9 protein-coding genes and 4 pseudogenes are annotated in these 12,762 nt (G+C 67.9%); 4 read left to right on the top strand and 9 right to left on the bottom strand.

The features are described from left to right. Positions 1-638: 638 nt before the first annotated feature. Positions 639-1,316: pseudogene (locus tag OOK40_RS25730) on the top strand (2-phosphosulfolactate phosphatase); the annotation flags it as partial. Positions 1,317-1,452: 136 nt separating this feature from the next. Here OOK40_RS25730 and OOK40_RS25725 read toward each other — a convergent pair. Then, on the bottom strand, positions 1,453-2,937 hold the full coding sequence (locus OOK40_RS25725; RefSeq protein WP_266486351.1) for an APC family permease: 1,485 nt from the start codon (positions 2,935-2,937) through the stop codon (positions 1,453-1,455). Between the two features lie 608 nt (positions 2,938-3,545). On the opposite strand from OOK40_RS25725, the gene OOK40_RS25720 reads away from it, so the two are divergent. Then, entirely contained in the window at positions 3,546-4,286 is a 741-nt protein-coding gene (locus OOK40_RS25720) for a DUF899 family protein (protein WP_266486348.1), read from the top strand. A 493-nt stretch (positions 4,287-4,779) separates the two neighbouring features. Here OOK40_RS25720 and OOK40_RS25715 read toward each other — a convergent pair whose 3' ends face one another. The 4 genes and pseudogenes from OOK40_RS25715 to OOK40_RS35350 form a co-directional block, all read right to left on the bottom strand. Beyond that, positions 4,780-5,442 carry a hypothetical protein gene (locus OOK40_RS25715; RefSeq protein WP_266486345.1) on the bottom strand — a complete coding sequence of 221 codons (663 nt, stop codon included), beginning with the start codon at positions 5,440-5,442 and terminating at the stop codon, positions 4,780-4,782. A 170-nt stretch (positions 5,443-5,612) separates the two neighbouring features. Continuing rightward, positions 5,613-6,194 carry a GNAT family N-acetyltransferase gene (locus OOK40_RS25710; protein ID WP_266486343.1) on the bottom strand — a complete coding sequence of 194 codons (582 nt, stop codon included), beginning with the start codon at positions 6,192-6,194 and terminating at the stop codon, positions 5,613-5,615. Positions 6,195-6,588: 394 nt separating this feature from the next. After that, positions 6,589-7,335 (bottom strand): annotated as a pseudogene (locus tag OOK40_RS25705) (OB-fold nucleic acid binding domain-containing protein); the annotation flags it as partial. A gap of 185 nt (positions 7,336-7,520) precedes the next feature. Beyond that, positions 7,521-7,715 (bottom strand): annotated as a pseudogene (locus tag OOK40_RS35350) (hypothetical protein); the annotation flags it as partial. 108 nt (positions 7,716-7,823) lie between these two features. On the opposite strand from OOK40_RS35350, the pseudogene OOK40_RS25700 reads away from it, so the two are divergent. Together OOK40_RS25700 and OOK40_RS25695 are read left to right on the top strand one after the other, a co-directional pair. Continuing rightward, a pseudogene (locus OOK40_RS25700) lies at positions 7,824-8,287 on the top strand (ABC transporter ATP-binding protein); the annotation flags it as partial. Positions 8,288-8,773: 486 nt separating this feature from the next. Beyond that, positions 8,774-9,250, top strand: a complete 477-nt coding sequence (locus OOK40_RS25695; RefSeq protein WP_266486341.1) for a hypothetical protein — start codon at positions 8,774-8,776, stop codon at positions 9,248-9,250. A gap of 122 nt (positions 9,251-9,372) precedes the next feature. Here the strand turns inward: OOK40_RS25695 and OOK40_RS25690 are convergent, their stop codons facing one another. From OOK40_RS25690 to OOK40_RS25675, 4 genes are all read right to left on the bottom strand, one after another. Further along, positions 9,373-10,464 (bottom strand): hypothetical protein, encoded by a 1,092-nt coding sequence (locus tag OOK40_RS25690; RefSeq protein WP_266486339.1) that lies wholly within the window; start codon positions 10,462-10,464, stop codon positions 9,373-9,375. A gap of 73 nt (positions 10,465-10,537) precedes the next feature. Further along, positions 10,538-11,281 (bottom strand): hypothetical protein, encoded by a 744-nt coding sequence (locus OOK40_RS35345; RefSeq protein WP_323136109.1) that lies wholly within the window; start codon positions 11,279-11,281, stop codon positions 10,538-10,540. Between the two features lie 57 nt (positions 11,282-11,338). Beyond that, on the bottom strand, positions 11,339-12,262 hold the full coding sequence (locus OOK40_RS25680; protein ID WP_266486336.1) for an NADP-dependent oxidoreductase: 924 nt from the start codon (positions 12,260-12,262) through the stop codon (positions 11,339-11,341). A 42-nt stretch (positions 12,263-12,304) separates the two neighbouring features. After that, on the bottom strand, positions 12,305-12,733 hold the full coding sequence (locus tag OOK40_RS25675) for a nitroreductase family deazaflavin-dependent oxidoreductase (protein ID WP_108154087.1): 429 nt from the start codon (positions 12,731-12,733) through the stop codon (positions 12,305-12,307). Positions 12,734-12,762 lie beyond the last annotated feature (29 nt).

Raw genomic sequence — 12,762 nt, 5'->3', positions numbered from 1 at the left:
GACCCATCGGACAGTGCCTAGTTGGCACCAAGATCGCCTGCCTCGCGGCCATCCTGCACAGGGGGCCAGGCACCTGAGCCATGACACGCAAGTTGGAACCTGATCACGACAGTCCACACCCTGGCCGCATAACCGGCGGAGGAACGTAGCCGCCACGGCGCGGACGTGACCACTCCCGTGCACGACGCCCTCGTGGCACTGGGGAACTTGCAGTACACGCTCAACAGCGTGCGCAGGGCTCAGACCGCCGTCGTGCTGCCCGCCCAGGGCTGGTTGAGGCACTCGCCAGCTACCTGCCGCGATCGGATGATCTACTGGCCGATCCGCAGGTCGCGTTCGAGGGGCTGGCGCGATCACACGCCGCGGCGGTCAGTTGCCTGCGGGAGCGCTTGGGGATGTCCGCTGAGGACGCGGAGGTGCTGCTGCGGGATTCCATGGATGCCAGGCGCACGGCGATGCTCGACCACATGGCGGGTGAGTACACGCGCCTTGAAGAGGCACGGCGCGCGTTTCTCGCCGCGGGCCGCCGATCCGTATCCGCCTCTACAACGACCAGGAGCTCACTGGCCGCCTCCACCACCGGTGAGGCGTATCACTCTCCGGGTGCCTCGGGTCGCGCATGCGCGATCATGACCGGAATGGACACTCGATTCCTTGGCATCGCTGATTTGGTCGAAGCCCCGTCCGTGGCGGTCGTCGTCGACGTCATGCGTGCTTTCACCGTGGCTGCTTGGGCCTTTGCCCAGGGGGCGGAAAAGATCGTTCTTGCTGAGTCGCTGGACGAAGCCCTGGCGCTCAAGGCCCGCCACCCGGATTGGGTGGCGCTCAAAGACGGTCCGCCCGCGCCCGGGTTCGACACCGTCAACTCGCCGGGCCTGCTGCGGTGCATTGACCTTGGCGGACGGACCGTTGTGCAGAAAACCACGGCAGGGACGGTCGGCGCCCTCGCGGTCAAGGAGGCGCCGCTGGTGCTGTGCGCCAGCTTCGTGGTGGCGGAGGCAACGGCTCAGCTCTTGCGGACGCACGAGAGTGACAGTGTCACGTTCGTGGTCACTGGCGAAGACGGGCAGGCCGATGAAGATCTGGCGTGCGCTCAATACATCGCTCGGAGGGCCACCGAAGCTGGGACGGATGCAGCTGAGTTCCTCCGCCGCGCTGCCGAGTCGCGCGCCGCCGCCGAACTGGCGGAGGGGGTGCGCCAAGGAGTCCATCCTGATGACGTTGCGCTCTGTCTTGAGGTCGACCGGTTCCCCTTTGCCATGGTGGCGGCCCTGGAAGGCTCGCTCATGGTCCTCCGTCCACGCGCGATGCCGTCGCTGACCGAAACATCGCGTGAGAATCAGTCTCCGCCCCGGCCAACTGGGCCAACGTCACCTGATCACGCAACCGTGGCGCCTACGGTGCACACGGGACGCGGTTCGGTCCGCTCGAACTTCGGCGGCCGCCTGCAGATCAATCCTTGAAGGCGCTCACCTCTCCGGGCTCGGTCTCCAGCGCCGCACGGTTGGACTTCAGCATAAGAAGGAAGAACAGCCCGCCCGCGCCGAGCAGGCAGACCACGATCACGACGGAAACGAGCGCCTCCCGGGGTGCCGCCAGCACGAACAGCGCGACGAGCGTCCACACCAGCGAGCAGATCGCGACCGGCAGCTCGAAACGCCCGAGGTCGAACGCGCCCTTCTTGCGAGCCAATCGTTTGCGCACCGCCAAGTAGAGGACGATCGTCGAGCCATAGGTGATCGCCGGGAGGATCGTTGACGCCGTGACCAGCTCCAGCAGCGCGGCACCCGGCAGCACGACCATCAGGATGACCCCCAGGGCGAAGATCAAGATCGTCGCCGGGATCGGCGTCTTCGTGCGCGGATCGACCCGCCGCATCAGCTGGTGGGCAGGGAAACGTGAGTCACGCGACATCGCGAAGATGATCCGCGAGCACGCGACCATCACCACGATCCCGGCGCCGAAGAACGCGATCGTGATCGCGACCAGCAGCGTCCTCTCCCCCACCGGACCGAGCTGATCGCGCATGATCGCCGCGACCGGTGATCCACTGGCGGTGATCCGGGGGATGTCGTCGATCGCGATGGTGAGCGTGATCAGGAACAGCATGCCCAGCAGTCCGGCCGCCACAACCGATCCCACGATCGCGCGTGGGACGCTGCGTTGGGGATCCTTGGCCTCCTCGGACAGGTTCGCCGCGGAGTCGAAGCCGACGAGAGTGGCGAGGCCCATGATCATCGCGAGCATCACCCCGCCGCCGACCGTGAAGTAGTCGGAAGCGTTCGCTGTGACGCCGCGCGAGGTGAGGTTGCCGGCTGCGCCGTCGCCCGTGACCGCCACAGCAATGACGAGCGCGACCGCCACCACCACGACGAGTGCCAGTTCGAGCCCGACCGCGACCGAGTTGATCAAGCTGACGATGCGCGTGGAGGCGATGGCGAGCAGGGCCTGGATGAGCAGCACCACGATGGTGATCACGCGCGCGGTGCCCTCGTCCGGCTCGATGCCGACGAGCGGCATGAACGCCTGGCTCGCAAGCGCATTGTCGACGGCAACCACGCCGATCGCCAGGTAACAGAAGGTCAGCCACCCAAACCCCCAGCCGACCTTCGGGTTGGCCAGCCGCGAGGCCCATTGATAGGAGGAGCCGCTGAGCGGGATGCGGGCGGCGAACTGCGCGACCACCAACGCCACCAGGGTCTGTCCCAGCGCCGCGACAATCCAGAGCCAGATCCCGACCGGCCCCGAGGTCAGCAGCACTTCGTCGTATGTCGCGAAGATGCCGACCGCCACCGAGATGAACGCGAACGAGATCGCGAACACCTGAAAGGAGCCGAGCGTCCGTTTCAGCTCTTGCTGGTAGCCGCCGAGCTCGACGGAACTGTCGCCACTCTCGCTGGCCTGACTGTCCGTCGTAGGTTCCGCCACCTCAGCCACCACACCTTCCTATGGGGCCGTCCGACCACCCGTACCCCTGCACATTTCACGGCCAATGCCACATCTTCACCATCTATGTCACGTCCTGTTCGTATGCGACACGAGCTGTGAGAGCCGCGCACGCGCGATGAGGACGGCCTCGCAAGCGGTCGCCATAGCTACGCATCTGCGGACCTGAATTCAGAGAATCCTGTATCAATGCCCGCGGGAGGGCTCGCGGCTGGCTTCGTTCACCTCTAGGAACAGCGTTTGTTGATGGGTTCCGGAGACAGGTGGTGATCAACTCACTCGGGAATATTCACGAGAAATGACGGCGCCGCCGTTAAGTTGGCCAGTGAGCTGCCGGACGATGCCGCATGACAGCACTTCTCGTTCGCTGACAACGTGGTCAGATGAAAGTGGTAGTGCACGAAACCCAATCACGCGTTCGCCAACTACCGCCACGAGCCCATGAGACTGGTCCACGGGATCCATCAGCCGCCGCCAGGTGAGCTCGGTGATCTTGCGGGGCAGTTCTTGGTTGTAGAACCGCAGGTAGCCCTGCTCATCCCACCGCGCACGGTGGTCAGCGCGGTGGGCAAAACTGCAATGAACGCATGGAGGCGATCATGAACGACCACGGATCTAGCCCGGCCCTCCCGCCTGTGGTGGACAGAAAGACCTGGCACCAGGCGCGGGACGCACTGTTGGCACGGGAGAAGGCGCACACCCGCGAAGGGGACGCGATCGCGGCGGCGCGGCGGCGGCTGCCGATGGTGGAGGTCGACGCCACCATCGAGGTGATCGGTCCTGAGGGGCCGGTCACGATCCTCGACGTCTTCGAGAGCCGCAGGCAGCTGATCGCGTACTTCCACGCCTGGTGGCCCAGTCGGCCAGCCGCGGAGCAGTGCGAGGGCTGCACGTTCTTCAACTGCCAGGTCCGCGAGCTGTCCTACATCCATTCCCGCGACGTCACGTACGCCACGCTCTGCAAGGGCCCGTATGAGGCCAGCGTCCGCTACCGGAACTTCCTGGGCTTGGACATGCCGTGGTACTCGGTCGAGAAGACGGCGGCGCAGCTGCTGGAGGGTCGTGACTGGCAGCGTCACCACCTCGTGTGCTACGTCCGCGATGGCGATCGGGTGTTCGAGACGTACTACACCGGCGGCCGCGGCGTCGAGATCATGGCCCCCACCCACGGGCTGCTGGACATGACCGTCTACGGACGCCAGGAGACGTGGGAGGACTCCCCCGACGGCTGGCCCCAGCCCTGGGGTGACGCTAAGAACCCCGAGGTCTGGCGTACGAACGGACGCCCCATCGCCCAATGGTCCCGCATCGAAGCCGGCCGCTCCGACGAGCTGACGTGACGATCAGCCAGCATCCTGATGCTGCCGTGGCAACTACCGCGGTGCTGTCAAAACTCGTGAACATCACCCAACAGGGATTCCGGGTGACTCCCAAACCCGTGAACAACCGCTGTCACGAACCGTAAACAACGCCATCGCGGCCGCACAGAAGGCGGCCTCCTGGGCATTGGGAACAGGCCCGTAGTCGTCTGCGCCATGGGTTCCCCCGCGGGGTGACTCCGCCGTGACAACCTGTTTCGGAACCCCGGGCGCTCGCTGGACCCGGCAGCACTCCCCTGAACTGGGAGCAGACGGCCCTGGACCAAGACCTCCGTGGATGTCCCCTCTCATTCGATCTTGCCAGTGGCTGGCTCTGTGAGCTGGGCGGATGCAAGGACATGCGAGACGGGTTCGAGCCGGAGTCTCAGTTGATGTTGCCCCCCAGCTGCATTTCCGCGAGATCGTCTCACTTGGTGTTGCCGGTGAGCTGTCTTTGACGCCATGCAACTTGCCGTCATCGGTGTGAGCAGTAGCGAGCCCCTTGGCGCCGGTCGTTGCCGGCGGTCCAAGTAACCCCGCAGACTGGGCACTTCATCGACTCCGCAGGCCCGCTGGCCCGATCAATCTGTTGGAGCCGCCAATTACGCGACCTGCATGAGATTGAGCAGAATCGCGCGGTCGGGTAGGTGGCCTCGAACCGGTCGCCGCAGTTGACGAAACGTCGCCGGTCGCCTCGGGCAAGGAGGGAGTCGACCCGACGAGCGAGATCATCCAGCGTCTTCGGTTCATGCGTCCGAGGCTCGTTCGGCATTGGCCACGGATGGTTCAACAGGGTGCGGTAGTACCGCTCTTCCTCGATCCAGCGGACGAGCGGATCGGCTGCTCCGGCGCCTTCGTAGCGATAGCCGGGGGCAGCGCGCTCACGTACTTCCTTGATGAACCGGCGAAAGTTCCCGACGGTGCCTGTGAAGGGCAGGCTCCGGAGTGTCGGTGAGGCCAGGAGCCCGGTGAGGGCGACGATGTCGGGGTAGCTGCTGGCAACAGGCCGCGGGTCGTCGCGGTGGGTCGCCCATCCGGGAGTGGTGAGGGTTTCCATTCGCCGGTCGCGGGCGCGGTGGAACCTGCGGCTGTTCCACCAGCGTGAACACCAGTCAGTTGCCTCGCGCATGGCGATCATCACGGTCTGCCAGCCGTGTCGGCGGACGAGACGGTGGTGGTCGCGTTGTGCTTGGCCACGAGCGGCCGCCGCCCACCACCGATTCGTCCTCAAACCGCCCCAGAGAGGGAAAGCCACGTGAGAAAAGCAAAGGTCAGCGACAATACGAGCTGAGACACACCCGCTGACGGTCACCCCTGCCAGACGCAGGCATGAAGATGCATGTCATGCCAGCCGTCGGCATGCAGCGCCGCCCCGCGGCGGACGCCTTCCTCCTCGAAGCCGGCCTTGACCGCCACGCGGCATGAAGCCTGATTGCCCGTCGAGTGCTCAAGTTCGAGGCGATGGAAACGGCCGTGCTCCAGGGCCCAGCGCGTCAGCGTCATCACCGCACAGGTGCAGACGCCGCGACCGCGGGCAGCCGGCACCATCCAGTACGCCACCTCGGCCTTGCCATCCGCCAGATCCAACGACTTCAGCGACACCCGCCCCAGAAGCCTGTCGCCATCGACTCCAGCCACAGCCCAGTGGCCGCCCGACTCGCTGTGCCAACTGCTTCGCCAGCCCTCGATCCACTCCCGTGCCTCCTCCACGGAGTCGGCCCTACGCACGTGCCAGCGCTGGATCTCCGGATCCTGAAACGCCTCCGCCACGGCTTCGGCATCGGCGATCCGCCAGGGACGCAGCAGCGCGCCACCCTCGATAGGCAGAGTCGGCTGACCGGAGGCGGCAAGGGCGCCGACGGGTATCGCTGGAGCGACCAAGGAAGGCATGATCAGCATTATTCAGGGTCGCTACCCCTGCTGAGACAGGACAGCTGTCTCAGACGACTTTGTCTCCTGTCCACAAACCGAACAAGACCGGGTGAGACGCAGGCAAATTCTCGCGAGACGGGACAGTGGAGGTTTTGACTTCCGCCTCACGTGAACCAGAGGGCCCGGCCGATCCGTTCGCGCACGCGTCACCGTGATGATTCCGCGAACGGCGCCATCTCTTCACCGATTCCGATCCGTGACGCTGACCTGCATCTTTTGGGGTCCGGAAACAGGTTCTGAGACCAGCCGCGATGCCAACAAGGTCACGTGAGACAGCGAGAACGTTGCGAGACGGGACAGTGGCAGAGCTCCACTGGCGCGTTGTGGAGGATGCGGCGTTCGGTCGGAGCGCTCACCCGGCGCTTCCCGGGCTGGTGTAGCCGAGGGCTTTGAGGTCGGCGGAGCGCTGCCCGGCCGGCTGCAGGTCTGCCCACGGGTGCAGTTCGGCTCCGGTCTCCTGCGGGATCGTGCGCTGTGGCGCTTGGTCCCTGGCTGTGGGTGTTGCGGGGGTGGCGTCGGGTCCGAGGAGGCGGTGGACGGCTTCGGGGCCGTGGTCGCGGGGGGCGGCAGCGAGGGCGTCGAGGTCCCAGACCATGGTGCCGGTGATGGTGTTGCGGCCGCCGCGGCGCTGGATGGTGCCGCGCACGAGGAGCAGTCCGCTGTGGAAGATGGTGTGGGCGCAGGCGTCGTGGCTGTCTTCGAAGAAGGCGAGGTCGACCATGCCGGAGCCGTCTTCGAGGGTGACGAAGATGATCCGCTTACCCGAGCGGATGGGCGGGGTCTGGGTGGAGGCGCGGACACCGGCGACCAGGACGTGCTGGCCCGGGTGCAGGGCGCGGAGGTGGGCGGCGTCGGTGGCGCCGAGTTCGCGCAGCAGTTGATGGTGGTGGTCCATCAGGTGCTGGGACACGTCGATGCCGAGGACCTGCAGTTCCGAGCTGAGGGTTTCGCGGCTGGTCATTTCCGGCAGCCCGGCGGCCTGCCCGGTCGCTTCGCTGTCGGTGTGGAGGGGGAGTTGCCCGTCGTCGAGGGGGCGGCCGCGGTACTGGCGGTGGAGTTCGGCGATGTTGAGCAGCAGGTCGCGGCGGGTGAGGGGGCCGCGGGATCGGCGTAGCGGGTGGCATTGGTCAGCACGGCGGGGACGTGGGCGTGGTCGGCGAGCTTGAGGGTGCGGGCGGCCAGGCGCAGCGAGCCGGGACCTGTGCCGGGCAGGCCGTGCCACACGACCTCCAGCCGAAGCCCGGTCCCGAAGATCTCGCGCCAGGGGGCAAGCAGTTGTTCGGCAATGTCCGGACGGCCCGCGGACAGAGCGCGGACCGGTTCGGAGGCCGGGCCGAGCAGGGCGATCAGCCCTTCGCCCGCGTGCTCGCGCAGCGCCTCCCAGGACAGTACGGGCGGCACGCCGTGCAGCTGCCGGTGGGCTGCGGAAGTCAGGCGGCACAGCCGCGCCCAGCCAGGTTTGCTCTCGGCGAGCAACACGAAACGAAGTGGCGGCTCCAGCACGTGGGCGCCGCCGCGCACCGGGGTGCGGCGGCGCTGCGCACGGACTTCGGCCAGCGGGGCGACCGCCAGGTCAATGCCGAAGAACTCGCGCTCGCTCTTGGCAAGCGCCCCGAACTGATGCTGCTGGACGAGCCGATGGCGGATCTCGACCCACTCGCCCGCCACCAGCTGATGGGCATACTGCTGGCCGAGGCCGCCGAGCACGGAACCACCGTCGTGATCTCCTCGCACATCCTCACCGAGCTGGAGACGACATGCGACTACGTCCTCCTCGTCGACGGCGGCCGCATCCGACTCGCCGGTGAGACGGATGACCTGCTCTGCGCCCACACCCTGCTCACCGGCCCGGTAGCCGACCTCGCCCCCACATAGTCGTCGAATCCCGCACGACAGGACGTCAGCTCACCGCGCTGGTACGGCCGGAGGGCACCCTGCACGAGAGGTGGGAGACGGCAGAGCCATCCCTGGAGGAACTGCTCATGGCCCATCTCCGCAGCCCCGGAGCCCCGGCACTGCTCACCCCGAGCGCGGGGGTGGCAGCAGCATGAACGCTCTCACTGCCCTTGCCCCCCGCGGCCTGACCTGGGCGGTCCTGCGCCTGCACCGCAGCGCGCTGCTGGTCGCCGCCGGCCTCCTCACCGCCGGTGCCGCCGGCCTCCTGTTGCTGCGGGCGGTCGGCCTGGAGGCTGCACAGGCAACCGGACCCTGCGGATCATCCGACACGGACATGCCGCCCTGCCAGGACTTCGCCGGCACCGCCGTCTTTGAGTACGTCGGCAACATGAGCTTGGCCGCCACGATGATCGCCTGGCTGCCGCTCGCCGTCGCCGTGTACGCAGGGTGTTCTCATCGGCCGCGAGCTGGAGCGCGGCACCGCAGCCCTGTCCTGGACCCAGTCCGTCACCCCGGCGCGCTGGCTCGCCGCGAAACTCCTGCTCCCCGCCCTGCTCATCACCGCCGGCACGGCACTGCTGTCCCTGCTCTACCGCTGGGCCCGGCACGCCGGCGCGACGGCACTCGGCGACGAGTGGTACATGAACGACGTCTTCCTGGCACTCGGCCAGGCGGGCCTCGCCTACTGTCTGCTCGCCCTGGCCGTCGGCGCGCTGGCAGGCGTGCTGCTGCGACGCGCCCTGCCCGCCGGAGGCATCGCCCTCGCCGTCACAGGTCTCGTGATGTGGCTCTGCGACCGCTGGCGGGACCAGCTGTGGCCGTCCGTGGACCTCGCGTCGAGCGGCCCCCGCCCCGAAGTCGCGAGCAGCATCTGGCAGCTTGAGAACGGCGTGGTGACCTCCACGGACCAACGCATCCAGGCTCTGATGTGCTGGGACCCTGCCGGCCGGGCACGGGCCGAGTGCCGGGCGGGGGGCGAGGTCACGGAGTGGTACGCCGTCTTCCACCCCTCCTCGCACTTCTGGCCGATCCAGCTCGTCGAGACCGGTATCGTCCTCACCCTCACCGTGGTACTGACCGCCGCGGCGTTCGTTGTGCTGCGCCGCCGCCACGCCTGACACTCGCGCAGCACCCCGCGCCCTGCGGGGCAGAGGGCGCACCGCCCCCGGGCGAGGAACAACCGCCCTTGGGGGATTCCTCTGTCCTCGAAATAGGCAGGCGGACGACAGAGCGCGACGTCTCAGAGAACACTGACCCCCACCTGTGATGCTGGGTTCGGCGACCGTGGCGCACGTGAGACCCCACGGACGGGCGAAGCCCGGGCCAGCGGTGTTGACCTCAGCCGGGCGTCATTCCGCCGCCGGCCGGTCCGGGTCGGCGGAAGGAGGTTCCGCGCCATACAGCGGGACGTCGTCGGGGTGAAGGCGAGCGGTTCGCGGCTGCCCCAGTGCGACGTGAAGTGCACGTCGTGCCAGGGGTGGTCGGCGCCTGCGGGGGTGAGCAGCCCGCCGCCGAGCTCCGCACGAAGCCGCGGCGCCAGGGGTGTGCTGCGGGCGACCAGCAGGAAGCGCCCATCGGTGGTGTAGCGGCCCAGCAGGACGGTCTCCGGCCGTATGACGCTGCCTGTGACCGCGCCGATGACCGCCTCAGCGGTGTTGCGGGTGCGGTACTTCAGCCAGCCTCGCCGGCCGGGCTGATACGTCTGGTCGAGGCCTTTGATGACCAGGCCCTCCACCCCGACCGCGGTCCACTCGGTCAGCCACTCCTCGGCCAGGGCGCGATCGGACGTCGACGGCGTGAGCGCCCACGGAGCCTGAAGCCCGTGGCCCTGGAACACTGACTCCAGTGCGGCGCGGCGCTCCGCGTAGGACCAGGTCAGCAACTCGGTACTGGCGTGCTGGAGCAGGTCGAACGCGGAAGTGCGTGGGTTCGCGGAATCGTGGCGGCCCAGGTAGGCGAACTCGCACGCGGATGCGACCTGGCCAACCGTCCCTGTACAGGTTCGGGCGGTTCGGCGGTGGTCGAAGCTTGACCTTCGAGTCGACTTAACGTCAGCGGTCTGACGACACGTGGACGCGTGGCGGGACGCCCCGGTCGCCTGCACGCTCGGCGCCCTGGCCGAGTAGCGCGAGCAGACCGACGACGGGCTGCGGCTGTCCTCCCACCGGACGCCGAGCTCGCCAGGCAGCTCGTGGTGCTCGCCACGGCCGAACAGGGCTGCTGCGCGTTCCTTCGACCTCACCCCGTACCTGGCCCCCGATGCCCTCAGCTGAGCGTGATCGCGCCCGAGAGCACCGCCGGGATGCTGGCTGATTTGTTCGGAGTCCCCCATTCCGATCTCTCGTCACGGACGGATTACCACAGCCTTCGCATACGTGCCTCGCCAATATCCAGCTGATGGATCGTTAGGACCTCATCCGCGTGTGCCGACGGCATGGGCCTGATCCGGGCGTAGCGGATGCGGGCCACGTCTCCAGGGTCGCGCACCGTCCGGGGTGCTTGGGGCCGCCCCGGGCCGCCTGGTGCTCAGCACCAGAGCTCGGCCTCGGGCTCCACCTGCTCCTGGTTGTCCTCCTCGGCCCAGGTGCCGAACGGTCCGGGCTGGCCGGGCTCCTCGGCGCCGAGCTGGAGCGCGCCGCCCTTGAGCCGGAACTCACCTGGGATCGTCGGGTGACGCCTCCGATCTGGGCGGGGATGCGGCTGGCGCGCAGTTCGCGCAGGTCGGGGATGTGGTTGTAGAGGGTGCCGGGGCTGACCCCGAGGAGCTTGGCGATCGAGGTGATCGAGTGCTCCGGGTTGGGCAGCATGTCGCGGGCGGCCCGGATGACGTCTAGGTCAACGACGGTGGGCCGGCCGCCGACCCTGCCGCGCACCCACGCTGCGGCCAAGCCCTCGCGGGTGCCGGAGACGATCAGCTCCCGGATGAACTCGGCGAGGGCGGCGAAGACGTGGATGATGAGCCGACCGCCCACCAGGGTGTCGCCGGGCTGGAGGAAGGCGTGGCACGCCTTCAGCTCGGGCCGCAGGTCGTCCTTGCCGGGCTTCTTGTCGGCGAGGATGCGCCAGCAGCCGGACTTCGAGCTCGGCGCGGAGCTGCGGGACGAGCATGAAGCGCAGCGTGTGGCATCCCACCCATGCCACAGCCTCACTACACTCCCCGCCACCAGGCCGTTGACCAGGACAAATGGAGAAGTCTCAATGGAGTACTAGGGCCTGAGGACGATCTTGCCGTGGGTGTGGCGGCGTTCGAGCTCGGTGTAGGCCTCGCGGACTTGATCCAGCGGGTAGACGTTGGCGATCGGCACCTCGAGGTGTCCGTCGGCGATCAGGCCGGCAAGCTCGGCGAGCACCTTGGCGCCCGGCCCGGCCGCGACCCCTCCGTCAGTCTTCACCCCGTGCTTCTCGGCGGCCGCGAAGTCGGCGATGGTGTCGATCCGATCGGTCGCGACGCCGAGGGCGAGGGCCAGTTCGACGTACCCGTGGCCGAAGGTGTCGATGAAGGCGTCCACGCCGCTGGGCGCGGCGGCCCTGATGCGGTCCGCGATGCCCTCGCCATACGCGACGGGGATCGCGTCGTGGCTCTTCAGCCACTCGTGGTTGCTCTGGCTCGCCAGGCCGATGACCGTGGCCCCGGTACGGCGCGCGAGCTGGACGGCGAGCGAGCCGACTCCCCCGGCGGCTCCGGAGATGACGACGGTCTCGCCGTCCTTGGGCTGGACGGCGTGTACCGCCCCCCACGCCGTTACGCCGATGACGTACAAGCTGCCGGCCACCTCCCATGAGACCTTCTCCGGCTTGCGCGTGAGGTCACCGGCCTCGACCAGGACCAACTCGGCCTGGGAGGCCCGCTTCTGGGTGAATCCGATCACCTCGTCGCCGGGCAAGAATCCAGCAACCCCCGCGCCGACCTCCTCGATGACCCCGGCGAGGTCGCTGCCCTGCCCGGACGGGAACGTCGACGGGAACAGGTCAGCCACCGCCCCCGTGCGGATGGCCGCCTCACTGGGGTTGATGCCGGCCGATTTCACGCGTACGAGGGCCTGCCCGTCCCCGGGCACCGGGCGTTCCACCTCGTCGACCCGCAACACGTCGATCCCGCCGAACTCGTCGTACCTGACCGCCCTGGGCATGATCTCTCTCCTTCGACTCGCTGAAACTGACAGGGATGTGGGCTACGCCCGCCGGAGTTCGAGCACGGGAATGATGCGGATTCCGGCAGTCTGGCGTGCGTACTCGGCAAAGCCGGGGTAACGCCGCGCTTGCTCGGCGTAGATGCGGTCGCGTTCGGCGCCGATCAGTTCGCGGACGGTCACCTGGTACGTCGCAGTGCCGCGTTCGATGGTGCTCTCACCGGCGGCGGTCAGGTTGCGGTACCAATCCGGGTTGGTGGGTGCTCCGCCCTTGGTTGCGAAAACGTAGACGATGTCCGGCTCGGTGTCGTGCGGGAGGTACATCGTCGGGCTGACGTGCTCCTGCCCGCTCTTGCGGCCGCGGTGATGGACGAGGACCAGCGGAGCGCCCTCGAAGACCCCGCCGACCCTGCCCTCGTTCGCTCGGAACTCTGCGATGGTCTTCGCGTTCCGGTCGAGTGCTTCGCTCATGTCGAACTCCTGTCGTTAACGGTCCGGGT

It is taken from the genome of Streptomyces sp. NBC_01481 (genome assembly GCF_026339995.1).
Classification (GTDB): Bacteria; Actinomycetota; Actinomycetes; order Streptomycetales; family Streptomycetaceae; genus Streptomyces.
This window is presented reverse-complemented; position numbering and strand designations above follow the sequence as displayed.

Coding starts and splice junctions, on each gene's coding strand:
- OOK40_RS25720 (WP_266486348.1), top strand. CDS start 3,546: ATGAACGACCACGGATCTAGCCCGGCCCTCCCGCCTGTGGTGGACAGA.
- OOK40_RS25715 (WP_266486345.1), bottom strand. CDS start 5,442: ATGATCGCCATGCGCGAGGCAACTGACTGGTGTTCACGCTGGTGGAAC.
- OOK40_RS25710 (WP_266486343.1), bottom strand. CDS start 6,194: ATGCCTTCCTTGGTCGCTCCAGCGATACCCGTCGGCGCCCTTGCCGCC.
- OOK40_RS25695 (WP_266486341.1), top strand. CDS start 8,774: ATGAACGACGTCTTCCTGGCACTCGGCCAGGCGGGCCTCGCCTACTGT.
- OOK40_RS25690 (WP_266486339.1), bottom strand. CDS start 10,464: ATGGGGGACTCCGAACAAATCAGCCAGCATCCCGGCGGTGCTCTCGGG.
- OOK40_RS25680 (WP_266486336.1), bottom strand. CDS start 12,262: ATGCCCAGGGCGGTCAGGTACGACGAGTTCGGCGGGATCGACGTGTTG.
- OOK40_RS25675 (WP_108154087.1), bottom strand. CDS start 12,733: ATGAGCGAAGCACTCGACCGGAACGCGAAGACCATCGCAGAGTTCCGA.